We start from the raw sequence: 26391 nt of genomic DNA on the forward strand, positions 1-26391 counted from the left end.
AGTTGACGGTTCCGCGGATAAATACCGATAAGAGGCTAGTGTTGCCTTCCGAATCCAGCGCATTTCGCATCGAACCCGCGACCGCACACCCTTGTGCCGAGTGCGCCGAGTTCGGAATCTTTCTTCGGAAGGGAAGCCTCGGTCATGCGCATTCCCCCTGGTCCCGTCCCGCGCCGTGCGACACCGTTCGCGGTACATGAGCCGCACGTCCTGCACATCACCCAGCCGGTCGAGGGCGGTGTAGCCCGGCTCGTGACGGACCTGGCGGCCGCACAGCTCGCCGCGGGGCTGCGCGTCACCGTGGCCTGCCCGCGGGGCGGCATGCTGACGGACGCCCTGCGCGCGGTGGGCTGCGAGGTGCTCCCCTGGGAGGCGACCCGCGCGCCGGGACACCGGCTGCCGGACGAGGTGTGGCGGCTGGCGCGGCTCGTGCGCGACGTGCGGCCCGACGTGGTGCACGCGCACAGCGCGAAGGCGGGGCTCGCGGCGCGGCTCGCGGTGCACGGCCGGCTCCCGACCGTCTTCCAGCCGCACGCCTGGTCGTTCGAGGCCGTGGACGGAAACCTGGCCCGGGCGGCGCTGCGCTGGGAGCGGTTCGGGGCGCGCTGGGCGTCGCGGGTGCTGTGCGTGAGCGAGGCGGAACGGCGTACCGGCGAGCTGCACGGCATCACCGCCCGGTGGCACGTGGTCCCCAACGGCGTCGACACCCGCAGATTCCGGCCCGAGGGGCCGAGCGCCCGGACCGGAGCGGGGCCGCTCGTCGTCTGCGTGGGGCGGCTGTGCCACCAGAAGGGCCAGGACGTACTGCTGCGGGCCTGGCCCGCCGTCGTACGCCAACTGCCCGCCGCCCGCCTGGTGCTGGTCGGCGACGGACCCGACGCCGACCGGCTGCGCGCCGTCGCGCCCGGCTCCGTGGAGTTCGCCGGCGCCGCGCGCGACGCCGCCCCCTGGTACCGGGCCGCCGACGTCGTCGTCCTGCCCTCCCGCTGGGAGGGCATGGCGCTCGTCCCGCTGGAGGCCATGGCGTGCGGACGGCCGGTCCTCGTCACGGACGTGGACGGAGCCCGCGAGAGCCTGCCGCCCGGCCATCTGCCGTCCTGCCTGGTGCCGCCGGAGGACCCCGACGCGCTGGCGCGGGCACTCGCCCAGCTGCTGCGCCGCGGCCCGCTGCGCGCGGCGCTCGGCGCACAGGGCCGCGCCCATGTGGTCGGCGCCCACGACGTCCGGCACGTCACGCACGCGGTGACCGGCCTGTATCGCGAACTGCTGGGCATCGTCACCCGGCCGTGCGTCGTCCCCAACCAGAGCAGGGAGTCCATCACCACATGACTGCGGAAAGCACCGTTCCCGCTCCTGCCGGGCAGCCTCGGGCGGCGGGGCACGCGGTCACCGTCCTCGACCCGCCCGGCAGCGCCGGGCCCGAGCTGCCCTCCGGACGGGGACCCCGTCGTCCGCCGTGGACCTCCTGGACCCCCCTGCCGGCCGTCGACGCCGCCGGCGCCCTGCTGGGCACGCTGGTCGTGCCCGGCGACCACCGGCACGCGTGGCTCGTCGCGCTGCTCGGCCTGTGCGTGCTCGGCCTCAACCGGCGGGCCCTGCTGTACGACCTCTCCGCCGTGCCCGGCGTGCTGGAGGAACTCCCGGCCGTCTGCGCCCCGATCGCCGTCGGCTGGGCTGCCCTCGCGGCCCTCTTCCTGCGGTCGCTGCCGCTGACCGTGCTCGTCGGCGCGTGCGCCGTGCACTGCGCGGTGGCCTGCGCGGGCCGCGAGGCGGTGCACGCGCGCCGGCGCGGGGCGCTGCGACGCCGGCCCCGCCCCGCCCTGGTGGTGGGCCCGGCCCCGGAGGCCCTGCGGGTCGCCGCCGCGCTGCTGCGCCGCCCGGAGGGCGGCGTACGGCCGGTCGGTGTCGTCGCCGACGCGCAGGCCCCGGTCCCGCATCCCGGCGTCCCGACCGCGCTCCCCGTGCTCGCCCGCGAGGAGGAGGCGGTGCGCGCGCTCCTGCAGAACGGCGTGGAGACGGTTCTCGTCGTGGGGCCCGCGACCCGGGTGCACCGGGCCGCGCTGCTGCGGCAGTTCGCCGCGTTCGGCTGCGCGCTGTGGGAGCTGGACGCGGACGTGCCGTCGTACGGGCTGCGCACGGGGCGCGGGCGGGCCGGGCACCTGGCGGGCTTCTCCCGCAGGCCGCTCTGCCCGGACGCCGGGCGGCGGCGCGACGTCCTGGGCAAGCGGCTGCTCGACGTCGTCCTCTCCGGCTCGCTGCTGCTGCTCGTCAGTCCGGTGCTGCTGGTGTGCGCGGTGGTGCTGCGCGTCGTGGAGGGGCCCGGCGTGGTGTTCCGGCAGGAGCGGATCGGCAGGGACGGGCGGCCCTTCACGATGCTGAAGTTCCGCACCCACCGGCCCGCCAGCGCCCACGAGTCCGCGACCCGCTGGAGCGTCGCCGACGCCCAGGAGATGGGCCGCTTCTGCCACTTCCTGCGCCGCACCTCGCTGGACGAACTGCTCCAGCTCTGGAACGTCTTCCGCGGCGACATGAGCCTGGTCGGACCGCGACCGGAACGGCCGTACTTCGTCACCAAGTTCAGCCAGGTCCACCCCGGCTACCCGGCGCGCCACCGGATGCGGACCGGGATCACCGGACTCGCCCAGATCCACGGGCTGCGCGGCGACACCTCGATCGAGGACCGGTGCCGCTTCGACAACGCCTACATCGACCACTGGTCGCTGTGGCAGGACATCTGCATCCTGGTGCGTACCGCGACACAGTTCGTCCGGCCGACGGGGAGCTGAGCGCCGGTGAGCTCTTCCTCGGCGGCCTCACCCCCGCTCGCCCTTCCGCTGCCGGCGCCCCTGGCGGCGCTGCGCGGGGCCGCTCCCGTCCTGCCCGTCGTGGCGGTCGTCGCCCTGCTGGGGCTGCCGGCCGGGCCGGACGGCGGCGGGGCCACTCCCGCCGACGCGGCCTCGGGGCTGGTGGTGCTGTGGGCCGTCGTCCGCACCGTGCGGCAGGCGTCGCGCCCGCTGACCCGGACGGCCGCCGTGGTGCTCGGGCTGCCCGTGGTGGGCATCGCGGTCGCCGCGGCCGGGGCGGCGACCGCCGGTGACGCGCTCGCCGGACTGGCCCGCCATCTGCAGCTGTTCGTACTGGTCCCGGTCGCGGTGATGCTGCTGCTGCGCGACCGGCGCGACGTGCGGCTGGTGCTCTGGTCGCTGGTCGGCCTGGCGCTGGGGCAGGGTGCGCTCGGGGTGCACCAGTACCTCACCGGGACCGGGGCCTCGTACCAGGGGGCCGACATCCGGGCGGTGGGCACGTTCGGACCGGGCGACGTCATGGGGATGGCGGCGGTCGTCGCCTTCGGGGTGGTCGCGGCGACGGGGCTCGCCCTCGGGGCGCCGACGCGGCGGCAGCGGGCCGTTGCGGCGGGCTGCGCGGTGCTGCTGCTCGTGCCGCTCGCGGTGTCCTTCAGCCGGGGTGCCTGGATCGCGACGGCCGTCGCCTGCGGGGCGCAGTTGCTGCTGACCGGGGTGCGGCGGGCGGCGACGGTGTGCGCGGCCGCGGTCGCCGACGCGCCGGACCAGTCGGTCGTCGACCGCTACGCCCTGTGGGCGGCGGCCACCGACATGTGGCGCGGGCACCCGGTGACGGGCGTGGGCCTGAAGGCCTTCCCCGAGTACCGGGACGGACACGCCTCGCTCGCGCTGTCCTCGGGCGGCGACACCGGGGGAGCCGGCCAGGAGTTCCGGCGCCGGCCGCTTTTGTCCCCGCACAACATGTACCTGCTCCTCCTCGGCGAACAGGGCCTGCTGGGCCTGCTGACGGTGGCGGGCAGCCGACTCGCCCTGCTGGTCGGCGCCCGGCGCCGGCTGCGCCGCCCGGGCCACGCCCGTGACTGCGCGACAGCGGCCTGCGGCCTGCTGCTGTGGCAACTCGTGGACTTCGCCTACGCCGACATCGGCGGCCCCTCCACCATCCTGACGGCCCTGTCCCTGGGCCTCGCGGCCTGGTGGGCCCTGTCCGACGAGGCGTCACGTGCCGTGACCGCCACCGCCCCGGAGGCCCGGCGGTGAGGCCGGCAGCACAGGACGCCCCGGGCGACCTGACGCCTGCCCCGGACCGTTCGTCACCAAAGGCGCCGACGCCCGCACAGGGCTGTGAGCCGGCGGGGGTGGCGGCGCCCGCACCGGACTGCGAGCCCGCGGGAACCGAGACCGCCACCCCCCACCCCCCGGCACCCGCTCCCGGCGATGCCCAAGGCCGTCCGGCAGCGCCGGGCCCGGCCACCCCCGGTACGGCGCGCGAAGCCACTGCCGGTGGGGGAACGGGGCGGGTGCTCGCCAAGGCCACGTTGCTGTCCGCCCTGTTGTCCGTCGCCGGGTCGGTGCTGGGGCTGGGGCGGGATCAGGCGCTGGCGCACTTCTTCGGCGCCGGGGCGGAGACCGACGCGTTTCTCGTGGCCTGGACCGTGTCGGAGACCGCGGCGACGCTGCTGATCGACGGCGGCATGGCCTACGTACTCGTGCCCGCGTTCAGCGTGGCGCTGGCCCGGCGGGCGCGCGGCAGCGGCGGGCCCGACCCGGTGCGCGCGCTGGTCGCCGCCTCCCTGCCGCGCCTGTGCCTGGGCCTCGCGGCCGCCTCGGCGCTGCTCATCGCGACGGCGCCGCTGCTGGTGGCCGTCCTCGCGCCCAGCCTGCCCGACGCGTCCCTCGCCGTGGACTGCACGCGACTGACCGCGACCTGCGTCCTGACCTTCGGACTGGCCGGCTACTGCAGCGCGGCCCTGCGCGCGCACGGCTCGTTCCTGGCACCGGCGGCCATCTCCGTCGCGCTCAACATCGCGGTCATCACCACGGTCCACGTCCTCGCCGAGCGCTGGGGCGTACGGTCCGCGGCGCTCGGCGTCGCCCTCGGCGGATGCCTCATGCTCACCGTCCAGGCACCGTCCCTGTGGCGCAGGATCGCCGGCCGCCCCCGCCCGGACACCTGGTCCCCGGACACCGGCGGCGACCGGCGGGCGCCGCCCCTCGCCCTGGTGACGGCGGTGCTGCTGTACGTGCTGTGCCGCCAGTCCCAGGTGCTCGTCGAGCGCTATCTCGCCGCTGCCCTCCCCGCCGGCGCCATCTCCCACCTCAACTACGCCCAGAAGGTGGCCCAGCTGCCCATGTCGCTGTCGCTGATGGTGTGCGTGGTCACCTTCCCGGTGCTGGCCAGGGCCGTGGCGGACGGCGACCTGCGGCAGGCCCGGGACCGCCTCGAGCGGGACCTCGTCCTCGTGGGCTGTCTCGTGCTGCTCGGCACCGCCGTGGTCGAGGCCTGCGCCCCCCGGATCATCCAACTCCTCTTCCAGCACGGCGCCTTCACGGCGGCGGACACCGCCGCGACCGCCTCCGCCATGCGGGTCTACGCGCTCGGGCTGCTCGGCCAGACCCTGGTGGGCGCGCTCGCGCGGTCGTACTTCTCGGCGGGCCGCGCCAGTTGGTACCCGCTGGGCGCGATGGCCGCCGGCCTGGCCGTGACCGTCGGGCTCGGCGCCTGCACGGTGGGGTTCTGGGGCGTGCGCGGCATCGCCGCCGCCAACGCCGCCGGCATCACCCTCACGGCGCTGATCCTGCTGCACGGCCTGCGCGCGCGCAGCGTCCCGGTGCGCGTGACCCGGGTCCTCGCCGAACTGGCCAAACCGGTGGGCGCGGCCGTCGTCGCCACCGCGGCCGGGGTCGTCTGCGCGCAGCCGTTCACCTCGGCGCCGGCGGCCGTCGCCGCGGGCTGCGCGGGCGTGACGGCCGTCTTCGTCCCGCTGGTCCGGGTTCTCGACACGGCCGGCACGCGGTCCCTGCTCTCCTGGGCCGCCCTTCCTCCCCGACGCTCCGTCACACGAAGGCTGAACCATGGTCGTTGACTTCGCCCTGCCCCCGCACACGGCCGAACCGGTCCGCGCACCGGTCGTACCGGCACGCCGCACGCGGGGTCCCGCCGCCTGGGTGGCCATGTACCACTCGGTCTCCGATCACCCGGAGGACCCGTACGACATCACCGTCTCGCCCGCCCGCCTCGACCGCCAGCTCGCCTGGCTGCGCGGCCGCGGCCTGCGCGGGGTCAGCATGCGGGACCTGCTCGCGGCGCGGGCGCGCGGACAGGAGCGCGGACTGGTCGGGCTCACGTTCGACGACGGCTACGCCGACTTCCTCACCGCGGCGCTGCCCGTCCTCAGCCGCTGGCAGTGCGGGGCCACCCTGTTCGTGCTGCCCGGGCGGCTCGACGGCGAGAACGACTGGGACGCGCTCGGGCCGCGCAAGCGCCTCCTCGGGGCCGAAGGCATCCGCCGGGCCGCGGCCGCGGGCATCGAGATCGCCTCGCACGGCCTCACGCACGTCGACCTCACCCAGGCGGGCCCCAGCGAACTGCAGGCCGAGGTGCACCGCAGCCGCTCCGTCCTGGCCGACCTCCTTGACGCCGACGTCCAGGGATTCTGCTACCCCTACGGCCGTCTCGACGCGCCCGCCCAGGACGCCGTCGCCCAGGCCGGGTACGGCTACGCCTGCGCCATCGCGCCCCCGCCCGACCTCGCCGGCGACTTCGCGCTGCCCCGGCTGCACATCTCCCAGGCCGACACGGCCCCGCGCCTGGAGCTGAAGCGGCGGCTCGCGCGGATCCGCGGACGTGCCGTGGAGGCGGCCGGGTGAAGGCCCTGCACGTCATCACCGGCCTCGGCGTCGGCGGCGCCGAGCAGCAACTGCGTCTGCTGCTGCGGCAGTTGCCCGCGCGGTGCGACGTGGTGACGCTGACCAACCCCGGACCGGTCGCCGAGGGGCTGCGCGCCGACGGCGTCCGCGTCATCCACCTCGGCATGCGCGGCAACCGCGACCTCGGCGCCCTGCCCCGGCTCACCGGGCTGATCCGTGCCGGCCGCTACGACCTCGTGCACACGCATCTGTACCGGGCCTGTCTGTACGGCCGGACCGCGGCGCGGCTCGCGGGCGTGCGGGCGGTGGTGGCCACCGAGCACTCCCTGGGCGACGCCCGGATCGAGGGACGCCGGCTGACCGCGGGCGTCCGGTCCCTGTACCTGGCCGGCGAGCGCCTCGGCCGGGCCACGGTCGCCGTCTCCCCGACGGTGGCCGAACGGCTGCGGCGCTGGGGGGTGCCCGGCGGGCGCATCCGCATGATCCCGAACGGCATCGACGCCTCCCTGTTCCGCTACGACGCGGCGCGGCGCGAGCAGGCCCGGGCGCACTACGGCATCCCGCGCGACGCCTACGTCGTCGGCGGGCTCGGCCGCCTCACCGCCGGCAAGCGCTTCGACCTCCTCCTCCACGCGCTGGACCGGCTCCCCGGCGACGTGCGGCTGCTGCTGGTCGGCGGCGGGGACGAGGAGGAGGCGCTGCGCCGCACCGCCCGGGAGCTCGGGGTGGCCGGCCGGCTGGTACTGACCGGCGAACGGCCGTACCTGCCCGGCCCCAAGGACCCCGCGCCCGGCCTGCCCGCCCTGCTGGCCGCGATGGACGTGCTCGCCGCCCCGTCCGCCGAGGAGGCCTTCGGCCTGGCCGTGCTGGAGGCACTCGCGGCCGGGCTCCCCGTGCTGTACACCACCTGCCCCGCCGTGGACGACCTGCCGCCGGACAGCGCACCCCGCGCCCGGCGCGTCGCGGGCGGCGCCGACGCCTACGCCCGGGAACTGCTGCGGCTGCGCGCGGCCGGACCCGGCGACCGCACCGTCCCGGACGCGGTGCGGCACTACGGCATCGAGCGCACCGCCCGGCAGCTGATGGACGTGTACACGGCCGTCGTGTCCGGCTCCCCCCTGGAAGTGAGGCCCTGATGACCGACACCCCCCGAGAGCCCGTACGACCGCCCCGCCCGAGGTGGGGGCGTCCGGCGCTGCGATGGCTGACCCCGGCCGGCGCGCCGATGATCGCGATCTCCGTGACCTCCGGGCGCCCCGACCGGGCCACCGCCATCGCCGACGCCGTCTCCCACGCCCTGACCGCGCAGGCGAACCGGACCAAGCGGGCCACCGGCGTCGCGCTGGTCATCCTCTCCCGAGCCCTGCCGCCCACCGAGCCCTCGTCCCCGTCCACGGCGCTGACCACGCTCGTCGGCGCGAGCGCCGGCGGTCTGCTGGGCGGCCTCGCCCTGCTGGCCCGGCCGCGACGGGCGGCCGAGACGGGCGGCGACCCGGTGCGCGCCCAGCTCCCCGGCCCGGCCGCCCCGGCCGCTTCGGCCGCGGAGCCGCAGGGGGTGCGGTGATCACCGCGGCCCGCCGCCCGCTGTCGGCGGAGGTGTGCACCGACGAGCAGGGGTTCGGCCTGCTGGCGGACGAGTGGGACCGGCTGTACCGGGCCTGCCGGCCGGCGACGCCGTTCCAGAGCCACGCCTGGCTGCACTCGTGGTGGCAGTCGTACGGCACCCCGGGCGCGCTGCGGGTCGTGCTGGTGCGCCGGGGCGGTGACCTGGTGGCGGCGGCACCGCTCATGCGGGTGAGCCGGCCGCTGCCGGCGCTGGTGCCCGTCGGCGGGGCCGTCTCCGACTTCTGCGACGTCCTCCTCGACGAGTCGGTGACCCACCAGGCCGCCCCGGTGCTGGCGGACGCCCTGGCGGGCCTGGCCCGCACCGCACTGATCGACTTCCGTGAGGTGCGGCCCGGCAGTGCGGTGGAGCGGGTCTACCACGCCTGGTCCGGCCCGCGGCACCGCGTGCCCGACTCCCTGTGCCTGGAACTGCCCGCCGTCCCGATGGCCCAGCTCATCGGACGGCTGCCGTCGAAGCGCGCCCAGCGGGTCCGCAACCGGATGAACAAGCTCGCCCGGCTCGGCGTCCGCTGGCGCGCCGTGCACCCCGAGGAGACGGCGGCCGCGCTGCGCCGGCTCCTGGAGCTGCACCGGCTGCAGTGGGAGGGCCGGAAGGTGACACCGGAACATCTGCGGCCGCGCTTCTGCGACCACCTGGTCCGGTCGGTGGTGCCGCTGGCCCGGCGCGGCGAGGCGGTGGTGAAGGAGTTCCTGCTGGACGACGAGGTCATGGCCGTCGACCTCACCTTCCACGCCCGGGAGTTCGCGGGGAAGTACCTGTACGGCGTCCACCCGCGGCTGCGTGAGCGCAAGGTGGACGTGACGACGATGATGTTCAGCGCCGCCCTGGAGGACCTCTCCGCGGAGGGGCCCGCGGTGCTGAGCCTGCTGCGCGGCACCGAACCGTACAAGTACCAGTGGCGGCCCCGGAGCGTCGTCAACGAGCGGCTGCTGCTGGCCCGCCGGCGCACCGCGCCGCTACTGGCGGCCGCCGCCTGCGAGGCCGCCGCGCGGGCCCGGGCCAAGCAGCTCCTGCGGCGCACGCCCGCTGCCCAGTAGTCCTCAGCGGCCTCCGGGGAGTCCGGGCGGCCGGCGGTGTCGGGTCGGGGGTCGGACGCGGCTCCGAGGGCGCCTGGCCCGGCACCGCCGGGCCGGACAGCGCCGCGCGGTAGACGGCGGAGGCCCGGGGGTTGGCGGTGCACTGCCACACGCCGTGCGGGCAGTAGTCGGTGATCGTCTGGTACAGCGGCTTGTGCTCGTCCAGCCACGCCGGCATGCGCAGCATGTACGACCGGTTGTCGCCGTTGCGGAACAGCCCCCACTCGGGATACGAGAGCGGCTTGCCGTGGGCCTTCGCGAAGTCCACCTGGGCCTGCAGCCCGTACGGTTCGGACACCTGCTCGTCGAAGGAGATGCCCTTCGGCTGGTCGTAGGAGCCCATGCCGATGATGTCGACGACGTCGTCCCCGGGATAACACCTGGGCCACGGAACGGCGTCCACGCCCCGGCTGGGCGCGAAGTCGAAGCGGAATCTCTGTCCGGGCACCGAGCGCATGGCGGTGACGATGCGCCGCCAGTACGTCTTCCAGCGCTCAGGATCGGGGCCGCGTCCGGCAGATAGGTGTGTCCGACGCGCACCTCGGCGCCGTCCAGCCAGGCGGCGAAGTCCTTGATGCGCGCCACTCCGGTGGGTCCGTAGTCGAGGTACGCACCGAACGCGGGCGACGCGGACGCCGTACCGGAGGCGGTACGCGGCCCCTCGGCCGGGCATGCGGAAGCACCGGCAGCCGGTGACACGGACGGCTGGAGCTGCGCGCACGGCGGCGGACCGGGCCTGCCGTCGGTGCCGGACGGCTCGGGGCCGGGGGTCGGCAGGAGCGCCGCCGACACGAGCAGCCCGGTGGCGATGAGCACCAGGCGCCGTCTGAAGGGGGACCGCCGGCGCGCAGACGTCATTCCCACTCCATCGGTGCGGCCACGCCCCGGGAACCGAGGCATGGTCGCATATACGCCGAACGCACCAAATGAGTCGGACGGCTCGGCGGCCGGTCGCCCGCAAGGAGGACCCCGGCACGCCGGCCGCGGGTGCCGGGCGCGAGGCGTCCGGCACCCGGTGCCCTCCTAGCGGCGGGCGGTGGCGCGGCCCCGCCGGTACAGGACGGTGCCGGCGGCCAGCAGCGCCCCACTGGCGGCGACGGCCGCGACGGTGCTCTCGGCGCCGGTCTCGGCCATGGCGGGCGGCGCGGCCGGCGTGCTCGGCTTCGCGGGCGGGGCCTTCGGCGTCGGCGTGTCCTTCTTCGGGGGCTCCGGCGTGGCCGACTTGCTGGGCGCGGGCGTGGGTGACGGCTTGGGCGACTCGCACGCGCACTCGTCGGAGCCGTACCCGGAGTCGTCGGAGCCGTAGCCCGCCATGTCGGATCCGTAGGCCGACGTGTCGTCCGACCCGTTGCCCGAGGAGCCGCTGACGGAGCTGCTGGAGGAGCTGCCGGAGGAACCGCCGGCGGACGTGTCGGACGAGCCGATGGCGGAGTTGCCCGACGAGCCGTCGGTGGACGTGTCGTCGCCGTATCCGGACGTGGTGTCCGTGAGCACGGGCTGCAGGGCGTCCAGCTCGTCCGGAGTGTCCCTCTGCACCGTGTTGCCCAGTGCGGTGGCGGACGAGTCCGCCGCCGTGCGCGCACCGGAGTCCGCGAAGGCCCAGGTGCCGTACAGAGACAGGGCGCTCGTCGCGGCGGCGGCCACGACCAATCCCTTGGTCAGAGTCTGTCGCACTCTCGTTGTCTTTCTCTCGGCGGGAAGGGGAAGCCGGCGCCGGTCGTCGATGCGATCGCCTCGTGTGCCGGGTTCCGCAGGGGTCGGCGCAGGGACCGTGATGCCGCACGTTCGCACTCGCCACGACCTGCGGACTGTGAACGACCGATGAAGGCCCGAAGAAACCGAGACGCCTCAAATGCCGCGAAATTCACCCGATTGCCCGCCCGGGTGCGATCCGCTCACCCCCCGTACAGCGCCTCCACCTGCTGCGCGTACGCGGCCAGCACCGCGTGCCGCTTGACCTTCAGGGACGGGGTGAGCAGCCCGTTGTCCTCGGTGAACTCGCCCTCGACCAGAACGAAGGCGCGGACCGACTCGGCGCGCGAGACGGCCTCGTTGGCGTAGTCCACGGCCCGCTGCACCTCGGCGCGCATCCGCGGGTCCCGGACGACGTCCGCCATCGGCGTGTCCGGGGGAAGTCCGCGGACCGACAGCCAGTGCGCGACCGCCTCGGGGTCGAGGGTGACGAGGGCGGCGACGAAGGGCCGGTTGTCGCCGACGACCAGGCACTGGCCGACGGGCGCGCGGCTGCGCAGCCGGTCCTCCAGGACGGCCGGGGAGACGTTCTTGCCGCCGGAGGTGACGAGGATGTCCTTCTTCCGGCCGGTGATGGTGAGGTAGCCGTCGTCGTCCAGGGAGCCGAGGTCGCCGGTGGCGAACCAGCCGGCGTCCAGCACCGCCCGAGTGGCCGCCGGGTTGTTCCAGTACGACCCGAAGACCACGCCGCCCTTGACGAGCACCTCCCCGTCGTCGGCGATGCGCACCGCGGTGCCGGGAACCGGCAGGCCCACCGTGCCCGGCCGCGGCCCCAGCGGCGGGACGATGGTGGCGGCGGCGGAGGTCTCGGTCAGACCGTAGCCCTCGTAGACGATGACACCGGCCGCGTAGAAGAAGAGGTTCAGGCCCCGGTCCAGCGGGGAGCCACCGCTGATGGCGTAGCGCATCCGGCCGCCCAGCTCCTTGCGGATGCGCCGGTAGACCAGCAGGTCGTACAGCGCCCAGGCGGCGTACAGGCCGATGCCCGGGCCCTTGCCGGTGCCGAGGAAGCGGTTCAGGTACGCCTCCCCGAAGCGCATCCCGACGCGGTCCGCGCGGTCGAAGGAGGCACCACGGCCGATCTTCTCGGCGGTGGCGCGCCCGGTGTCGTGGATCTTCTCGAACAGGTACGGCACGCCGACCAGGAAGGTGGGCCGGAACTCCTTGAGCGCCGGGCGCAGTTCGGCGGGCTTGATGCTCGGGTAGTGGCCCAGCTCGATGCGGGCCAGCAGGCAGGCGATCTGCAGGGTGCGGCCGAGGATGTGCGCGAGCGGCAGGAAGAGCAGGGTCGAGGCGGTCTGGCCGGTGACCTCCTTGAAGATCGGGTGCAGCAGCTCGACCGTGTTGGCGGCCTCGGCGTACAGGTTGGCGTGGGTGAGCACGCAGCCCTTGGGCCGTCCGGTGGTCCCGGAGGTGTAGCAGATCGTGGCCACCGTGTCGGGCGTCAGGGCCGTCCGGCGCTTGGTGACCTCCTCGTCGGGCACCTCCCGGCCGAGGGCGACGAGCTCCGCGAGCCCCTGTTCGTCGAGCCGCCACCGGCGCGGGGGCTCCGCGTGGCGGGCCGTGGCCGCGGTGACGGTCCCGGCGTTCTCGGCGGTCTCCGTGACGACGAAGCGGGCACCGGAGTCGCGGACGATCCACTCGACCTGCTCGGCCGAGGAGGTGGGGTAGACCGGGACGGTCTGGCCGCCGGCCGCCCAGATCGCGAAGTCCAGCACCGCCCACTCGTAGCGGGTGCGGGACATGACGGCGACGCGGCCGCCGGGTTCCAGACCGGCGGCGATCAGCCCCTTGGCGGTGGCGGTGACCTCGCGGGCGAAGGCGGCGGCGGTCACCGGGCGCCAGGCGCCGTCCTGCCGGCGGCGCAGCACCACGGCGTCCGGGGCCTCCTCGGCGTTGGCGTACGGGATGTCGGCGCTGCTCCCGGAGGTCCTCGGGGGTGCGAGGGGAGCCGTCCGCACCTCCCGCACCGTGCCGGAGGCGTCCCTGACCGTCTCGACCCGCGTGCGGGCCGCGAGGTCGGTGCGCTTCCGTGCCCGTTTCAGGTCCTTGCGCACGCCCATGCCAGCTCCCGGTCGCGGCTCCCGGTACTTCCCTGCGTACTTACTCCAGAGTCAACTTACTCGCGCGTAAGAAATGGTCAAGGGTCCCGACGCGCCAGGGGGGCGGCCGACGCGGAATTGCGCCGAATGGACCGGGCGTTCACCACGGCGGGCGTGCTCGGTTGCAGACGTCGAGGGGCGACTTCACGGTGGGCACAAGGTCCGACACACCTTTCGAAAGGAACGTCCATGGGTGGTCTGCCCGTTCGGCGTATCGCGTCCACCGCACTCTGCGCCGCCCTGCTGGCCGGCGTCACCGGCCCGGCCGCCGTCGCGGCCGACACCGGCCGCGAGCGCGCCGCCCCCACGGCGGCCCGCGCGCCCGTGCCCGGCGCCGACGCGCTGCTCACCCAGGTCAAGGGCCTCGGCGACCTCGGCACCGTGCTCGCCCCGGTCACCGCCCTGCTCAACGCGGTGCTCAAGGCCGACAACGGCCAGCTGCCCGCCGACCAGGCCACCCAGCTCGTCCAGGCCGCCAAGGACGCGATCGCCAAGGTGAGCGCGGCGGCGCCCGCGGCCGGGGCGGGCGGCGACAAGGCGCGGGCCGACCTTGTGAGCAACGCCCTCACCGCGCTCACCCAGGCGCTGGACGCCCTGCTGAAGGTGGTCACCTCCGGCAACGCCGACCAGGTCGTCCCGGCGGTCACCGGCGTACTGACCGGCCTCGTCAACTACCTCGCCGCCCTGCTCCTCGGCACCGGCCTGCCCGTCCCCAACCTTCCCGGGCTGCCCCCGCTGCCGAGCCTGCCGGTGACGACGCCCACACTGCCGGCCTCGTGACGCAGGGGCTCCTCACGCCCAGCCGTCGCACCGGAGGTGCCGTACCGGTGCGGCGGCTGGGCTCTTGCGCGGGAGCCGCCACGGCGGCGCGGCGGTGCTGTCGTTCTGGATCCGCCGCGCCGGCGCAAGGGCGACGCCGCGCTGAAACCGCCCCACCGGCGCGCCGGCCGTCCGCTGCCCGGCGGCCGTCCGCTGCTCGCCGGCCGTCCGTGTGATGGCTCCGGCACCCGCTCCCCGAGCGGCGGGCAGCGGACGCGGTCCGGCGGTGCTCCTGGTGCTCGGCGGCGCGGCCGGGCTGCTGGCCTCCTGGGTCATCACGCTCGACGAGTTCAAGCTGCTGACGAACCCGCGCTTCGTCCCCGGCTGCAGCCTGAACCCCGTGGTGTCCTGCGGCAGCGTCATGAAGAGCCCGCAGGCCTCCGTCTTCGGCTTCCCCAACCCGATGCTGGGCCTGGTCGCCTACGGCATCGTGATCTGCGTCGGCATGAGCCTGCTGGCCGGCGCCGCCTTCCCGCGCTGGTACTGGCTGACCTTCGGCGCGGGCTGTCTGCTCGGCATCGGGTTCGTGTCCTGGCTGCAGGTCGAGTCGCTCTACCGGATCAACGCCCTGTGCCTGTGGTGCTGCCTGGCCTGGGTCGCCACGATCTTCCTCTTCTGGTACGTCACGTCGTTCGTCCTGCGGCACCGGTTCCTGCCCGCGCCGCCCGCGCTCAGGATGTTCCTCACCGAGTTCACCTGGGTCCTGCCCGTGCTGCACACCGGCGTCGTCGGGATGCTGATCCTGACCCGCTGGTGGGACTTCTGGACCGGCTGACCCACCCCTCCCCGACCGGCTCGGGTCACCGGTCCGGCCGCACCGCGGTGACCGGGAGGCCCGTGCGGCGGTTACCGCAGGGACAACCGAACCCGGACGAGGAGTGAACGATGGTCGTAGGCGTCGGCAGAACGCCGATGCACAGGCACCGCGCGACGCCGACCGAGGACGGGGCGCGGTACCGCACCAGGACGCGGCGGGAGTTCCTGCGGGGGCTGCTCTTCTCGGCGGTGGCCGCCGCGCTCGCCCCGGTCGTCGCGGCCTGCCGGCACCCGCGCGCCGCGGACGGCCGCGGCCGTCGGGCCACCGCCTTCGACGAGACGTACCGCGGCCGCCGCATCCGGGGCGTCGAGGTCACCGCCGCCCACCCCGCCGGCAGCCGGTGGGAGGTCACGGTCGACGGCCGGCCTCTGCACCTGATGCGCCGCGCCGACGGCACCTGGCTGAGCATGGTCGACCACTACTGCTCGTACCCGAGCCCGCTCGCCGCCGCCCGCGCGGCGGTCGACGAACTGGGCCCCGGCGAGCACCTGCGCGACCTGGCACCCGGGCCGATGGACGGCGGACCGATGCACCGGGGTGGGGGCGAGCATGGCGTACACGCGTAAGAACGTCAGCGCCCTGACCCGCACCGAGCGTCGACGGTTCGTCAGCGCCCTGCTGGAGGTCAAACGGCGCGGCGAGTACGACGAGTTCGTGCGCACGCACATCGAGTACTACACGCCCGACGGCGAGGACGGGCTGCGCGCCGCCCACATGGCGCCCTCCTTCCTGCCCTGGCACCGCAAGCTCCTGCTGGAACTGGAGCAGGCGCTGCGTCGGGTGGACCCGTCGGTGACCGTGCCGTACTGGGACTGGACCCGCGACCGCACGCCCGGCGCCCTGCCCTGGACCGACGACCTGCTCGGCGGCAACGGGCGCAGCTCCGACCGGCAGGTGATGACCGGCCCGTTCGCCTACAGCGCGGGCCACTGGACCATCACCGTGAACGTCACGGACGGCACGTTCCTCACCCGCGACCTCGGCCGCGCCCGCTCCCCGATCGAACTGCCGACGGCGGCCGACCTGGAGAGCGCGATGTCCGACCCCCTCTACGACACGGCGCCCTGGGACTCGACGGTGAGCAAGGGGTTCCGCAACAAGCTGGAGGGCTGGGGCTCGGGCCGGGGCAGCGTGTCCTGGCGCAACCACAACCGGGTGCACCGCTGGGTCGGTGGGGTGATGATCGGCGGCGCCTCCGTCAACGATCCCGTCTTCTGGCTGCACCACGCCTTCGTCGACCTGCAGTGGACCCGGTGGCGGCAGCGCCACCCCGACTCCCGCTACCTCCCCGCCGATCCGCCCGACGGGAGCGACCCCCAGCACGGCCGGGTCGTCGCCCTGCACGAGCGGCTGCCGCCGTGGGACGTGACACCCCAGGAACTGGAGGACCTGAGCGCCATCTACCAGTACGAGTGAGGCCGGTTCGCGAGCCGCCCGGGACCCGTGCACCGCCGGGCGGCGGCGCAGTGGTGGACTGGGACCGCCGGTGGCCCCCGGGCCCCGGCGCCACCACGCATCACACCGACAGGGGAGACAACCGCCATGCGACTGCGCTGTGCCGTGCTCGACGACTTCCAGAACGTCGCGCTCACGTCCGCCGACTGGTCCGCCGTCCAGGACCGGGTCGAGGTCGTGGCCTTCCGCGAGCACATCGCCGACGAGGACGAACTCGCGCGTGCCCTCGCCGACTTCGACATCGTCGTCACCCTGCGCGAACGCGTGCCCTTCCCGGCCTCCCTGCTCGACCGGCTGCCCCGGCTGAAGCTGCTCGTCGCCTCCGGCATGCGCAACTCGGTGCTCGACTACGAGGCCGCCGAACGAAACGGCGTGACGGTGTGCGGAACGGCCAGTTCCGCGACCCCGCCCGTCGAACTGACCTGGGCGCTGCTGCTGGGCCTCGCCCGCAACCTGGTGCCCGAGAACGGTGCGCTGCGCACGGGCGGCCCCTGGCAGTCCACCGTCGGCGCCGATCTGCACGGGCGCCGCCTGGGGCTGCTCGGGCTCGGCAACATCGGCAGCAGGGTCGCCCGGATCGGCCTCGCCTTCGGGATGCGGGTCACCGCCTGGAGCCAGAACCTCACCAAGGAGCGCGCCGACGAGGTGGGCGCCGAACTGGCCGCCTCCAAGGAGGAACTGCTGCGCACCAGCGACTTCGTCTCCCTCCATCTCAAGCTGGGCGAGCGCACCCGCGGCCTGCTCGGCGCGGCCGAACTCGCCCTGCTCAAGCCGACGGCGTACCTGATCAACACCTCGCGCGCGGGCCTCGTCGACCAGGACGCCCTGCTCGCGGCCCTGCACGAAGGCCGCATCGCCGGCGCCGGCGTGGACGTCTTCGACTCCGAACCGCTCCCCGCCGATCACCCGATCCGCACTGCCCCGCGCCTGCTCGCCACCCCGCACCTCGGCTATGTGTCCGAGGCCAACTACGCGACGTACTACGGCCAGGCCGTGGAGAACATCGAGGCGTTCCTGGTCGGCTCCCCGATACGCCGCCTCGGCTGACCGCCGCCGCAGCCGTCCGCCGGCCCCCGGCAACGGGCCCTGCTGCCCGCAGGGTTCGGCGGACGATGCTTCGCTTCGCCGTTCGAAACGCCACACGTTCCGCTGAATGTCGGCGACACGGCGGTCACCGCCCGCGCACGCTGCACCCCCTTGATCGATTCTGTGGCTTCTGCGAACGGAGACGCCCGTGCGAATTTCTGACATCCAACGCTGCGAGGTCCGGCCCGGACGGCTCGTCGAGTGGACGTTCAGTCCGGCGACCGTCGCGGCGGCGACAGACTTGCCGACGGACTCACGGCCGCCGGCGTACAACCAGGAGTCGCACATCAGGACGGCGCGTACGGTGCGCGAGGACGGCCTGTTCGTGCCGACCTGGCTGGGCGCGGCCTTCGACCTGCCGGGCAGCGCCGACCTGGACGCGCTCGGGGAGGCGCTGCGTGCCTGGACGCTGCGGCACGAGACACTGCGCAGCGGCTTCCGCTGGTCCGGCGACGAGATGCACCGGTTCACGCTCGACCGGGACGACGTGTCGCTGCGCCGCGAGGTGATCGGCGACTTCACCGACTCCGGCACGCTGGTACGGCACCTGCAGGACCGATTCGACGTCGCGGCCGACGCGTTGGGCTGGCCGAACCTCATCTACGCGGCCGTCGTCCGCGACGACTCCACCAGCGTGTACCTGGCCTTCGACCACACCAACGTCGACGCCTACTCGCTGCAGCGCATCCCGGACGAGATCCACGAGTTGTACGCGGCGCGGCTCGCGGGCCGCACCGTGACCGGCACCCCGGTCGGCAGCTACGTCGACTTCTGCGAGCTGGAGCGGGCGAACGCGGACGGCATCGACGACACGCACGCGATCGTCGCCCGCTGGCGGGAGTTCATCGGCCGGTGCGACGGCCGGCTGCCGAACTTCCCGGTGGATCTCGGGCTCGAGCCCGGCGGCCGGCTGCCCGCCCAGAAGCTCATGTGCGAGTGGCTCGTGGACGCCGACGCCGCCGCCGCGTTCGAGGCGTACTGCCGGCGTTACGGCGGCAGCCTGGTGGGTGTCCTCGCCGCGACCAGCATGATCGTCCACGAGATCGGCGGGGGACCGGTCTACCGCACCGTCGTCCCCTTCCACACCCGGATGAAGTCCGCCTGGTCGGACTCCGTCGGCTGGTACGTCGGCGGGGCGCCGATCGAGGTGCCGGCGGCCCGGGACTTCGACGAGGCGCTCACCGTGGTGCGCTCCGAACTCCAGGCCAACCGCTCGCTGGCGCGCATGCCGCTGGCCCGGGTCCTGCGCCTGCTCGGCGCGGACTTCCGGCCGACCTCGCCCGACCTGTACTCGATCGTCTCGTACGTCGACGCCCGCGTCGTCCCCGGCGCCGAGCGCTGGACCGAGCGGAAGGCGTACGGCCTGATCCGGGTCTCGTACGGCGACCAGGTCTGCGTCTGGGTCAACCGGCTGGAGGAGGGCCTCTGGTTCGCCTGCCGGTACCCGGACACGGACGCGGCGTACAAGAACATGCGGCGCTACGTCGAGGCGCTGCGGGGCCTGATCGCGTCCGTGCCCGCAAGTGCCCCGCTGCCACACGGGCGTTGAAGCCCTTTAGTCCCGGTGTGTCCTCATCTCCCCGCTTGGACACGGGTATCCACCGATGTGGAACACCCTGAATAACTACTGCTAGTGTTCGTTCAGTCACGGTAGGCAATCAGCCTCTCTGCGTAGGCGAGTTCTGCGCAGGCAAAGGAAGAACCGAGGGTTCCATGCGTAAGCTTCAGCAGGTCGTGATCGCAGCAGTGGCGGCCGGCGGTCTGACCGCCATCGGCGCCGGGGCCGGTACCGCCTTCGCCCACGACGGCGGGCCGACGGTGTCCGACCTCTACCGCCCCTACCAGGAGTGCAGCCCGCAGACGGTCGCCGAGAACGACATCCCGGTCGGCGTGCTCGGTCTCGGTCAGACCTTCGACACCACCTGCGGCCAGTTCAACCACGCCTTCACCGGCTGAATCCGGCCCCACGGCCGCACGGCCGCGAAAGGAATCGCAACACATGGTCAGCAGGAAGAAGATGGCGGTCGTCTCGGGGCTGCTCGGCGGCCTCGCCGTGACCTGTGCCGGCGTCGCCCAGGCGCACGCAGCGGCGGGCCCGGGCAACTGCACGCGCGACCTGCAGGGCAACGTCAGCTGCATCCAGTGGATCACCGGCGAGGTGCCGGAGGGTCAGGTCCCGGCCCGGCAGGCGCAGAGCTGTGTGCCGTCGGAGCCGCTGACGCTCCCCTCTCCGCTGAGCAACGGCACCACGCAGATCGGGCCGCGGGTGACCTGCGCCAACACGGCGCCGGTGCCGGCGAAGCCGCAGAGCCACGACAAGGGCGACAAGGCTGACGAGAGCGACGAGGGCCTGTCGCTGCCGGGGCTGCTGGGCTGAGTCGCGGCCGTCCCGTCGACACGGCGCATGGCTATAGATCCCAAAATGCTACGTACGGTGTGTATATGCTCACATTACGTAGTCAGACCAGGGCGCCATGCCCGGGTACGAAAGGGTCAACCATGCGCAAGTTCCAGCGTGCTGCGGTCGTAGCCGCAGTCGTCGCGGGCCTGTCCACCTTCGGCATCAGCGCCAGCTTCGCCGGCGACAACGATGACGCTCCCCAGCTCACGGCGGTGGCCAACTCGCAGGCCAACGCCGTGGCCAACTGGAGCGCCCCCATGGGGCACTCCAAGGACGACGAGGGTGGCAAGTCCGACGAGGGCGGCAAGTCCGAGGACGGTGGCAAGTCGGACGAGGGCGGCAAGGAGGAGGGCGGCAAGTCCGACGAGGGCGGCTCGGAGTACGGCAACAAGTCGGCGGACAACGCCAAGTACGCCGAGGTCATCTACGGCCAGTTCATCGCTCCGTTCTTCTCCAGCCTCTCCAAGTGAGGCCCGCGCATCGACACCCCGTCAGAGCACCGTTCGAAGCGGTGCGCTGAATAACGCCCACGGCGGCAATGGCAGCCCGGACGCGCACAAACCCACCAGGGTGCGCGCCCGGGCTGAACCTCTTGTGCTCGCGATTTCAGCTTTTCCCACCATCGCATCCACCGGTTTCCTCCATCGATCGCAAAGGAACGCGGTACATGTTCAGCCGACAGAAGATCGCAACCGTCTCAGGGATCGTCGGTCTCGCCGTGATCTCCCTGGGCGGCGCGCACGCTCACGCCGACACCTCCCCGGGTGACTGCAAGACGTCCGCGCAGGGGGACATCACCTGCGTGCACAAGAACGAGACCATTTACACCGACAAGGGCGGCCGGTACGTCATCAAGCAGGCGCAGGACTGCTCGACGATCGGCCGGCCGCATGTGGTGGATCCCGAGGACGGCCTCCTGAACCGCCGGTCCGAGGACATCGGGCCGGTGGTGGAATGCTCCAACAAGACGAAACTGCCCAAGAACTTCGTGCCGCCGCACTTCCCTTCCTGAGGCGGAAACGGCGAATGCCGGACGGGCTGGCGCCCGTCCGGCATTTCTGCTGTGCGGCTTGCGTTCTGTTCTTCGTCCCGTCATGGAAATCCCGGTGCCCCGGCCTGCGGCCGGGGCACCGGGACGACCGCCGGTTACTTGCCGACGCTGTTGTTGCAGCCCATCGACGAGCCGAGGGAGCTTTCCTGCGCCCCCGAGTTGCCCTCGCCGTTCAGCAGGTTGCCGCCCAGGCCGTTGGCGATGCCGACCTCACCGAGGACGTCGACGTTGGCGTCGTGCGACCTGCAGGTGGTGCTCTGCAGGACGCTGAAGCGGCCGCCTTCGTGTCCCCAGCCGCCGTTACCCCCGTCCGCGTGGGCAGCGCCGGCGCTCAGGAGTCCGACGCTCCCGAGGGCGGCGACCAGAACGGCAGCCTTGCGGAGCTTGTGCATGTTCTCTCCGGTGGAGTGAAGTGGATGCGATCTGCGGGAGATCGACTTCGTACGGTTATGGAGGCTAATACGAACTATGGAACTCACCGTCGCTGGCGCGCCGTACCTGATGAATTGTCACCGCGTTGGTCGATGCCCGGTAATTGGTCATACAAAAAGTCCCGGCGCCGGGAACGGTGCCCGGCGCCGGGATATTTCTTTTCCGCTGTCCGGCCGCTCGTGCGCGGCCTGGGCGACCTAGAAGGCGCTGTTGTTGCAGCCCATGGTCGAGCCGATGTGGGTGCTCTGGGCACCCGGGTCGCCCTCACCGTTGAGCGCGCTGCCCAGGAGGCCGTTGAGCAGACCGACCTCGCCGAGGACGTCGAGGTTCAGGTCGTGCGACTTGCAGTTGGTGCTCTGCAGGACGCTGTAGCTGTCACCCTTCCCGCCCTTCTCGCCGTACTTGCCATCGGCGTGAGCGGTGCCGGCACCCACGAGGCCGACGGTGCTGAGCGCGGCGACCAGGACGGCAGCCTTGCGAAGCTTGTGCATGTCATCTCCGGTGGTGTGAAGAGGATGCGATCTGTAGCAGATCGACTTCTTACAGTTACGAGAGATTAATACGAACTATCCCAAAACGGACAGCGACGCGCCGATTCGCGGTTTCGGTACAGGGTGGGACCTGACGCTGCGTCACATGCGTAAGGGCACATGCGTAAGGGCCCCTCGAGGAGTGCTCCTCGAAGGGCCCTTACGGATGCGGAAGTCGGAAGTTGGGGCGGCTCAGTGGGCGGTGGCGGCGGCGTTCGCCTGGCTGTTGGCCTGCGTGCAGCTGATGCCGCGCGTCTCGGAGGCGGCGAGCAGGGCGACCGGGAGGTTCGCGTTGAGCAGCGACTGCGGGCTGCACTCCTGGTACGGGCGGAAGAGGTTGGCCTGGGTCAGCGGCCCGCCCTGAGCGGGGGCCGACTGCGGGGTGGCCTGCGGGGTGATCTGCGGGTTCAGCTGGGGGTTGAGCTGCGGGTTGAGCTGCGGGCTGACCTCGGCGGGCTGCTGCGGCGCCGCCTGCCGCTGCGGGGCGGCCGGCGAGCCGTAGCTCTGCACGCTGGCCTGGGAGGAGGTCAACGAGGCGGCCTGCGCGTCGGGCTGGGAGACGGGGGGCGGAACAGCACCGCTGTACGCGACGGGGGCGTCGGCGAAGCTGGGGCCGGTGCCGATGGCGGACAGACCGCCTGCTGCTGCGACGACGAGCGCGACGTGCTGGAGCTTGCGCATGGAACCCTCGGCCCTTCATTGACCTGTGCGTGGAACTGTGCGTGAACGTATCGGGAAATGCTGATGCGGCTGCGATGGACCATCGTCCTGGCTGCGTGGGGAACGACGGGAATGGCGATACGGACACGGTCGCCGGGGGAGTGGTCACCCATCTGTCCCAACGCCCGGTGGCCCTGCTTGACGACACCGCCTTCTTTTCGTCAACACGCCCGGCGTGCGCGCTTCCTGGCAAACGGGTGACGGCATTCACCGTCCCGTGACCGGGCCGGGGCAGATCTCGTTGCCAGCAGCGAGAGGGCGTGAAGTCCGCGTCGTATCCCGGCATTTGTCTCTCTTCGGATGCGGTACGAACATCCGGCCGGGCGTACGCGGACCGCAATGAATACAAACGGATTTCCCTGTACAGGTATTGAAGGGCCGAGGGTTCCATGCGCAAGCTTCACAAGGCCGCGCTCGTCGTAGCAGCGGCCGGCGGTCTGTCCGCCATCGGCGCCGGCGTCAGCCATGCCGACACACCCGTCGGATACAGCGGCGCCGCTCCGGCGCCCGCTCCGCAGTACCCGGCTCCCCAGTACGCGGCCCCGGCGCCCGCTCCCCAGTACGCGGCGCCCCAGTACGCGGCGCCCCAGTACGCCGCCCCGCAGTACGCGGCGCCCCAGTACGCCGCCCCGGCGCCCCAGTACGCGGCCCCGCAGTACGCGGCGCCCCAGTACGCCGCCCCGCAGGCCTCGGCGGCGTCCGGTGCGGCGGGCGTCGCGCAGGCCTCGACGCAGCAGCCGTACGCCCAGCCCATGCAGGCGGCTCCGCAGTACGCGGCCCCCCAGCAGAGCGGGTATGCCTCGGCCTCGGCGTCCTCGGGCGGCTTCGCCCACGCCTCGGGCTCGGGCGAGCCGTATGCCCCGCAGCAGGTTGCCGCCCCCCAGCCGGCGCAGGTCGTACCGCAGGTCACCCCGCAGACGGCGCCGCAGGTCATGCCGCAGGTCGCCCCGCAGGTCGCCGTGCCCCAGACCTTCGCGCCGGAGCCCGGGCCGCGGGTCACCCCGCAGGTGAACCCGCAGGTCAACCCCCAGGTGAACCCGCTCGTCAACCCGCTGCTCGCGCCGGGCGCACCGCAGATGGCCCCGCTCGGCCTCGGACAGGTCGCGGCGCCTCCGGTGGGTCAGCTGGGTCTGCCGCACGTCGGCTGAGGCCCTCCCGCACGCGTCACCGCTCCACCCGCTCCCCCGATCTGCCGCAGATCGCACCCGCTCGACCAACGGAGAGAACATGCGCAAGCTTCACAAGGCGGCCCTCGTGGGCGCCGTCCTCGGCAGTGTCGGCTCCTTCGGTGTCGGCACCGCCGTCGCCCACGGTGAGCCGGGGCACGACCTCGACGTCCGGCAGGGCATCGAGTGCCGCTCGCACGACATGAACATCGACGTGCTCGGCAGCGTCGGCGCCGTCAACGGCCTGCTGGGCAACGCGCTCAACGGCGAAGGCCACCCGGGCGCCCAGCCCACCAACCTCGGCTCGCACATGGGCTGCAACAACCAGGCTCTCTGACGCCGCCGCACCCCGCACGGACAGACGCTCCGTCGCCCCTGCCGGAGGGACACGCTCCCCGCCCGGCAGGGGCGTCGTGGCATGCGCGGACTCAATCGTTCGATCCGGTGCGGGGTTTCACCTCACATCGACGTCGGCGGGCAGTGTGCGGACCTGAAACGGCGTCCGGAGCCCGCAGGGACCTCTCGGAGGCGCGGGTGTCGGGCGCTGGCTGATCTTCGCCGGGTCGAGAACTCCGACACGCATACGACACCGCCACCCGCGAGCACCCGGCGCCGACCGGACAGCCCCGTGGTCCGCCTTGATCATCAGGATGGCGGCCGGGGCTGTCCCGCGTCGCGCGGCACCCATCGTGACCAGCAAAAAGCCCTCCCGAGCGGGAGGGCGGAGACTTGCGCCCCCGGCAGGACTCGAACCTGCGGCCAAGCGCTTAGAAGGCGCCTGCTCTATCCACTGAGCTACGGGGGCCTGGTGGCGGGACAAGGATAAAGGTCCCCGTTCCTCGACCCGGTCGCTTCGCCTCCGTGGCTCGATGTGGAGGTTCGGTGAAGCGGTCCTGATAATCGCAGGCAGGTACGAATCGTGCACCGCTTTTGACCTCCGACGCACCGGGTGTTGTGCACTCGTTATGCCTCGACTGTGCCCGCGTCCCAGTCGTCCCTTCCGTCCGTTCTGTCCTGTCGGCACGCAGACATGTCTATATGCTTCAGAATTCCCCTAAAATTGGGCATTCTTCGCATGTGGTGACCTTGGACGTACGGCCTCAGCTGCTCGAGACACTCTCCGCTCTGCGCGACCGTGTCGCCGCCGCACGCTTTCCGCTGCCCCTCCCCGGGGCGCCACGCGCGCGTGCCAACCGTGACGAACTCCTCGCCCAGCTCGACGACTACCTGGTACCCCGGCTCCGGGAGCCCGACGCGCCCCTGCTGGCCGTCGTCGGCGGCTCCACCGGGGCCGGCAAGTCGACCCTCGTGAACTCCCTCGTGGGCCGGCGGATCAGCGAGGCGGGCGTGCTGCGGCCGACGACCCGGACACCGGTCCTGGTCTGTCATCCGGAGGACCATCACTGGTTCAGCGACGCGCGCGTGCTGCCCGATCTCGGCCGGGTGTGGGTGCCCCACCAGGAGGCGGGCGACGAACTGCTGCCCTCCGGTGAGCACGACGCGCGCGTGCTGCGCATCGAGACCGCCGACACGGTGCCGCGCGGCCTCGCCCTCCTCGACGCCCCCGACATCGACTCCCTGGTGGCGGACAACCGGGCCCTGGCCGCCGAGCTGATGTGCGCCGCGGACGTCTGGGTCATGGTCACCACGGCGGCCCGCTACGCCGATGCCGTCCCCTGGCACCTGCTGCGCACCGCCAAGGAGTACGACGTCACGCTGGTGACCGTCCTCGACCGGGTGCCCCACCAGGTCGTCTCGGAGGTCTCCCGGCAGTACGGCGCCCTGCTCACCAAGGCGGGCCTGGGCGACGTGCCCCGCTTCACCGTGCCCGAGCTGCCCGAGTCGGTCTGGGGCGCGGGCCTGCTGCCCTCCACGGCCGTCGCGGCCCTGCGTACCTGGCTGGTCCACCACGCCCAGGACTCCGGGGCCCGGCGGCAGGTCACGGCCCGCACGGTGTACGGCCTCCTCGACTCGCTGAGGTCGCGCACGGCCGAGCTGGCCAATGCCGCCGCCGCCCAGTACGCGGCCGCCCTCCGGCTCACCGCCGCCGTCGACAACGCCTACGACGGCGAGCACGCGCGTGTGCGCAGCAGGCTGAAGAACGGGGCCGTCCTCGCCGGAGACGCGCTCAAGCGCTGGCGCGCCTTCCCCCTCGACTGCACCGCCGGTGAACTGCTCGACGCCCTCGTGGAGAGCCTCGGCGCCCTGCTGCTGTGCTCCGTCACGGCCGCCGACGAGCGCGTCGACAACGCCTGGCGGCACGACCCCGCCGCGGACACCCCCCGGCTCACCGGCCGGGAGCCCGCCGCGGAGAGCGCCGAGCACCGCATCGGCATCGCGGTACGGCGCTGGCGGCGCGAGCTGGAGGAGTACGCCGAGGACGAGGTGCGGGACCTCGAGCGGAGCACCGCCCCCGACCCCGAGGCCGTCGCCGCCCTGATGGCCACCGTGCTGCTGGGCGGACGCCGGGCACGCACCGCGGGCGAGGGGCTCGCCCAGCGGATCGGCGCCCATGGCGCGCTGCGGCTGCGCGACCGGGCCGGACGCCTGCTGAACGACCACGTCGACCGCGTCATGCACACCGAGCGCGAGCGGCGCCTCGCCCCGCTCGACGCCCTGGCCGTCACCGCCGAACCCCAGGTCGAACTCATCGCCGCGCTGTCCGTACTGCAGAAGGAGAGGTGAC

Annotated in this window: 26 protein-coding genes, 1 tRNA gene and 1 pseudogene; 21 read left to right on the forward strand and 7 right to left on the reverse strand. The window is 73.2% G+C overall.

Translation table 11 applies throughout. The annotated features are described in order from the left end of the window. Positions 1–144 precede the first annotated feature (144 nt). From ACZ404_RS05680 to ACZ404_RS05715, 8 genes are all read left to right on the forward strand, one after another. Positions 145–1329, forward strand: coding sequence for a glycosyltransferase (locus ACZ404_RS05680; protein WP_468436264.1), 1185 nt, complete (start codon positions 145–147; stop codon positions 1327–1329). Continuing rightward, positions 1326–2786 carry an exopolysaccharide biosynthesis polyprenyl glycosylphosphotransferase gene (locus ACZ404_RS05685; protein WP_468436266.1) on the forward strand — a complete coding sequence of 487 codons (1461 nt, stop codon included), beginning with the start codon at positions 1326–1328 and terminating at the stop codon, positions 2784–2786. Before ACZ404_RS05680 ends, ACZ404_RS05685 begins: the two co-directional genes overlap by 4 nt. A 6-nt stretch (positions 2787–2792) precedes the next feature. Further along, a complete protein-coding gene (locus ACZ404_RS05690) occupies positions 2793–4061 on the forward strand; it encodes an O-antigen ligase family protein (RefSeq protein ID WP_468436268.1) in 1269 nt (422 codons plus the stop codon). 98 nt (positions 4062–4159) lie between these two features. Continuing rightward, positions 4160–5887 (forward strand): murein biosynthesis integral membrane protein MurJ, encoded by a 1728-nt coding sequence (gene murJ / locus ACZ404_RS05695; RefSeq protein WP_468436270.1) that lies wholly within the window; start codon positions 4160–4162, stop codon positions 5885–5887. Continuing rightward, the gene (locus ACZ404_RS05700; protein WP_468436272.1) at positions 5877–6671 is read left to right on the forward strand and encodes a polysaccharide deacetylase family protein; all 795 of its coding nucleotides are present in this window, start codon (positions 5877–5879) and stop codon (positions 6669–6671) included. Before murJ ends, ACZ404_RS05700 begins: the two co-directional genes overlap by 11 nt. Continuing rightward, the gene (locus ACZ404_RS05705; RefSeq protein ID WP_468436274.1) at positions 6668–7807 is read left to right on the forward strand and encodes a glycosyltransferase; all 1140 of its coding nucleotides are present in this window, start codon (positions 6668–6670) and stop codon (positions 7805–7807) included. The genes ACZ404_RS05700 and ACZ404_RS05705 overlap by 4 nt, the downstream gene beginning before the upstream one ends. Next, positions 7807–8235 carry a hypothetical protein gene (locus tag ACZ404_RS05710; RefSeq protein WP_468436275.1) on the forward strand — a complete coding sequence of 143 codons (429 nt, stop codon included), beginning with the start codon at positions 7807–7809 and terminating at the stop codon, positions 8233–8235. Before ACZ404_RS05705 ends, ACZ404_RS05710 begins: the two co-directional genes overlap by 1 nt. Further along, complete coding sequence (locus ACZ404_RS05715) at positions 8235–9335, forward strand: GNAT family N-acetyltransferase (RefSeq protein ID WP_468437151.1); 1101 nt, start codon at positions 8235–8237, stop codon at positions 9333–9335. The genes ACZ404_RS05710 and ACZ404_RS05715 overlap by 1 nt, the downstream gene beginning before the upstream one ends. Before the next feature lie 16 nt (positions 9336–9351). Here the strand turns inward: ACZ404_RS05715 and ACZ404_RS05720 are convergent. From ACZ404_RS05720 to ACZ404_RS05730, 3 genes and pseudogenes are all read right to left on the reverse strand, one after another. Then, positions 9352–10232: pseudogene (locus tag ACZ404_RS05720) on the reverse strand (glycoside hydrolase family 26 protein); the annotation flags it as partial. 165 nt (positions 10233–10397) lie between these two features. After that, positions 10398–11048 carry a hypothetical protein gene (locus ACZ404_RS05725; protein WP_468436277.1) on the reverse strand — a complete coding sequence of 217 codons (651 nt, stop codon included), beginning with the start codon at positions 11046–11048 and terminating at the stop codon, positions 10398–10400. 221 nt (positions 11049–11269) lie between these two features. Further along, entirely contained in the window at positions 11270–13189 is a 1920-nt protein-coding gene (locus ACZ404_RS05730) for an AMP-dependent synthetase/ligase (RefSeq protein ID WP_468436279.1), read from the reverse strand. A 228-nt stretch (positions 13190–13417) separates the two neighbouring features. Between ACZ404_RS05730 and ACZ404_RS05735 the strand changes: the two genes are divergently transcribed. The 10 genes from ACZ404_RS05735 to ACZ404_RS05780 all read left to right on the forward strand — a co-directional run bounded on the left by ACZ404_RS05735 (position 13418) and on the right by ACZ404_RS05780 (position 20818). Then, positions 13418–14008 (forward strand): hypothetical protein, encoded by a 591-nt coding sequence (locus ACZ404_RS05735; RefSeq protein ID WP_468436281.1) that lies wholly within the window; start codon positions 13418–13420, stop codon positions 14006–14008. A 214-nt stretch (positions 14009–14222) separates the two neighbouring features. Then, positions 14223–14822 carry a vitamin K epoxide reductase family protein gene (locus tag ACZ404_RS05740; protein ID WP_468436283.1) on the forward strand — a complete coding sequence of 200 codons (600 nt, stop codon included), beginning with the start codon at positions 14223–14225 and terminating at the stop codon, positions 14820–14822. 110 nt (positions 14823–14932) lie between these two features. Further along, the gene (locus ACZ404_RS05745) at positions 14933–15430 is read left to right on the forward strand and encodes a tyrosinase cofactor (RefSeq protein WP_468436285.1); all 498 of its coding nucleotides are present in this window, start codon (positions 14933–14935) and stop codon (positions 15428–15430) included. Beyond that, on the forward strand, positions 15414–16280 hold the full coding sequence (locus ACZ404_RS05750) for a tyrosinase family protein (protein WP_468436287.1): 867 nt from the start codon (positions 15414–15416) through the stop codon (positions 16278–16280). The genes ACZ404_RS05745 and ACZ404_RS05750 overlap by 17 nt, the downstream gene beginning before the upstream one ends. A 126-nt stretch (positions 16281–16406) precedes the next feature. Further along, positions 16407–17366 (forward strand): D-2-hydroxyacid dehydrogenase family protein, encoded by a 960-nt coding sequence (locus ACZ404_RS05755; RefSeq protein ID WP_468436289.1) that lies wholly within the window; start codon positions 16407–16409, stop codon positions 17364–17366. A 187-nt stretch (positions 17367–17553) separates the two neighbouring features. Beyond that, complete coding sequence (locus ACZ404_RS05760; RefSeq protein WP_468436291.1) at positions 17554–18954, forward strand: condensation domain-containing protein; 1401 nt, start codon at positions 17554–17556, stop codon at positions 18952–18954. A 164-nt stretch (positions 18955–19118) separates the two neighbouring features. Continuing rightward, entirely contained in the window at positions 19119–19361 is a 243-nt protein-coding gene (locus tag ACZ404_RS05765; RefSeq protein ID WP_468436293.1) for a hypothetical protein, read from the forward strand. A 43-nt stretch (positions 19362–19404) separates the two neighbouring features. Then, positions 19405–19782 (forward strand): hypothetical protein, encoded by a 378-nt coding sequence (locus tag ACZ404_RS05770; RefSeq protein WP_468436295.1) that lies wholly within the window; start codon positions 19405–19407, stop codon positions 19780–19782. A 122-nt stretch (positions 19783–19904) separates the two neighbouring features. Beyond that, the gene (locus ACZ404_RS05775; RefSeq protein ID WP_468436296.1) at positions 19905–20276 is read left to right on the forward strand and encodes a hypothetical protein; all 372 of its coding nucleotides are present in this window, start codon (positions 19905–19907) and stop codon (positions 20274–20276) included. Between the two features lie 197 nt (positions 20277–20473). Then, the gene (locus ACZ404_RS05780; protein WP_468436298.1) at positions 20474–20818 is read left to right on the forward strand and encodes a hypothetical protein; all 345 of its coding nucleotides are present in this window, start codon (positions 20474–20476) and stop codon (positions 20816–20818) included. A gap of 134 nt (positions 20819–20952) precedes the next feature. On the opposite strand, the gene ACZ404_RS05785 is transcribed toward ACZ404_RS05780, so the two are convergent. The 3 genes from ACZ404_RS05785 to ACZ404_RS05795 all read right to left on the reverse strand — a co-directional run bounded on the left by ACZ404_RS05785 (position 20953) and on the right by ACZ404_RS05795 (position 22500). Then, positions 20953–21249, reverse strand: a complete 297-nt coding sequence (locus ACZ404_RS05785; protein WP_468436300.1) for a hypothetical protein — start codon at positions 21247–21249, stop codon at positions 20953–20955. A 237-nt stretch (positions 21250–21486) separates the two neighbouring features. Continuing rightward, on the reverse strand, positions 21487–21780 hold the full coding sequence (locus tag ACZ404_RS05790; RefSeq protein WP_468436301.1) for a hypothetical protein: 294 nt from the start codon (positions 21778–21780) through the stop codon (positions 21487–21489). 231 nt (positions 21781–22011) lie between these two features. Then, on the reverse strand, positions 22012–22500 hold the full coding sequence (locus ACZ404_RS05795; protein WP_468436303.1) for a hypothetical protein: 489 nt from the start codon (positions 22498–22500) through the stop codon (positions 22012–22014). Between the two features lie 428 nt (positions 22501–22928). Here ACZ404_RS05795 and ACZ404_RS05800 point away from each other — a divergent pair, with 428 nt between their 5' ends. Further along, positions 22929–23687, forward strand: a complete 759-nt coding sequence (locus tag ACZ404_RS05800; RefSeq protein WP_468436305.1) for a hypothetical protein — start codon at positions 22929–22931, stop codon at positions 23685–23687. Positions 23688–23766: 79 nt separating this feature from the next. Next, positions 23767–24042: a hypothetical protein gene (locus ACZ404_RS05805; RefSeq protein ID WP_468436307.1), complete on the forward strand. Its 276-nt coding sequence runs from the start codon at positions 23767–23769 to the stop codon at positions 24040–24042. 395 nt (positions 24043–24437) lie between these two features. Here the strand turns inward: ACZ404_RS05805 and ACZ404_RS05810 are convergent. Then, positions 24438–24510 (reverse strand) — tRNA-Arg (locus ACZ404_RS05810). A 272-nt stretch (positions 24511–24782) separates the two neighbouring features. On the opposite strand from ACZ404_RS05810, the gene ACZ404_RS05815 reads away from it, so the two are divergent. Next, complete coding sequence (locus tag ACZ404_RS05815; protein ID WP_468436309.1) at positions 24783–26390, forward strand: dynamin family protein; 1608 nt, start codon at positions 24783–24785, stop codon at positions 26388–26390. The last annotated feature ends 1 nt before the right edge of the window (position 26391 follow it).

This window comes from Streptomyces sp. NPDC030798 (assembly GCF_055572275.1).

Excerpts from the sequence above, each read along its gene's own strand:
- ACZ404_RS05785 (WP_468436300.1), bottom strand. The coding sequence starts at position 21,249 with ATGCACAAGCTCCGCAAGGCTGCCGTTCTGGTCGCCGCCCTCGGGAGC.
- ACZ404_RS05745 (WP_468436285.1), top strand. The coding sequence starts at position 14,933 with ATGGTCGTAGGCGTCGGCAGAACGCCGATGCACAGGCACCGCGCGACG.
- ACZ404_RS05700 (WP_468436272.1), top strand. The coding sequence starts at position 5,877 with ATGGTCGTTGACTTCGCCCTGCCCCCGCACACGGCCGAACCGGTCCGC.
- ACZ404_RS05685 (WP_468436266.1), top strand. The coding sequence starts at position 1,326 with ATGACTGCGGAAAGCACCGTTCCCGCTCCTGCCGGGCAGCCTCGGGCG.
- ACZ404_RS05710 (WP_468436275.1), top strand. The coding sequence starts at position 7,807 with ATGACCGACACCCCCCGAGAGCCCGTACGACCGCCCCGCCCGAGGTGG.
- ACZ404_RS05800 (WP_468436305.1), top strand. The coding sequence starts at position 22,929 with ATGCGCAAGCTTCACAAGGCCGCGCTCGTCGTAGCAGCGGCCGGCGGT.
- ACZ404_RS05805 (WP_468436307.1), top strand. The coding sequence starts at position 23,767 with ATGCGCAAGCTTCACAAGGCGGCCCTCGTGGGCGCCGTCCTCGGCAGT.
- ACZ404_RS05740 (WP_468436283.1), top strand. The coding sequence starts at position 14,223 with ATGGCTCCGGCACCCGCTCCCCGAGCGGCGGGCAGCGGACGCGGTCCG.
- ACZ404_RS05780 (WP_468436298.1), top strand. The coding sequence starts at position 20,474 with ATGTTCAGCCGACAGAAGATCGCAACCGTCTCAGGGATCGTCGGTCTC.
- ACZ404_RS05790 (WP_468436301.1), bottom strand. The coding sequence starts at position 21,780 with ATGCACAAGCTTCGCAAGGCTGCCGTCCTGGTCGCCGCGCTCAGCACC.
- ACZ404_RS05755 (WP_468436289.1), top strand. The coding sequence starts at position 16,407 with ATGCGACTGCGCTGTGCCGTGCTCGACGACTTCCAGAACGTCGCGCTC.
- ACZ404_RS05770 (WP_468436295.1), top strand. The coding sequence starts at position 19,405 with ATGGTCAGCAGGAAGAAGATGGCGGTCGTCTCGGGGCTGCTCGGCGGC.
- ACZ404_RS05795 (WP_468436303.1), bottom strand. The coding sequence starts at position 22,500 with ATGCGCAAGCTCCAGCACGTCGCGCTCGTCGTCGCAGCAGCAGGCGGT.
- ACZ404_RS05775 (WP_468436296.1), top strand. The coding sequence starts at position 19,905 with ATGCGCAAGTTCCAGCGTGCTGCGGTCGTAGCCGCAGTCGTCGCGGGC.
- ACZ404_RS05735 (WP_468436281.1), top strand. The coding sequence starts at position 13,418 with ATGGGTGGTCTGCCCGTTCGGCGTATCGCGTCCACCGCACTCTGCGCC.
- ACZ404_RS05750 (WP_468436287.1), top strand. The coding sequence starts at position 15,414 with ATGGCGTACACGCGTAAGAACGTCAGCGCCCTGACCCGCACCGAGCGT.
- ACZ404_RS05680 (WP_468436264.1), top strand. The coding sequence starts at position 145 with ATGCGCATTCCCCCTGGTCCCGTCCCGCGCCGTGCGACACCGTTCGCG.
- ACZ404_RS05730 (WP_468436279.1), bottom strand. The coding sequence starts at position 13,189 with ATGGGCGTGCGCAAGGACCTGAAACGGGCACGGAAGCGCACCGACCTC.
- ACZ404_RS05765 (WP_468436293.1), top strand. The coding sequence starts at position 19,119 with ATGCGTAAGCTTCAGCAGGTCGTGATCGCAGCAGTGGCGGCCGGCGGT.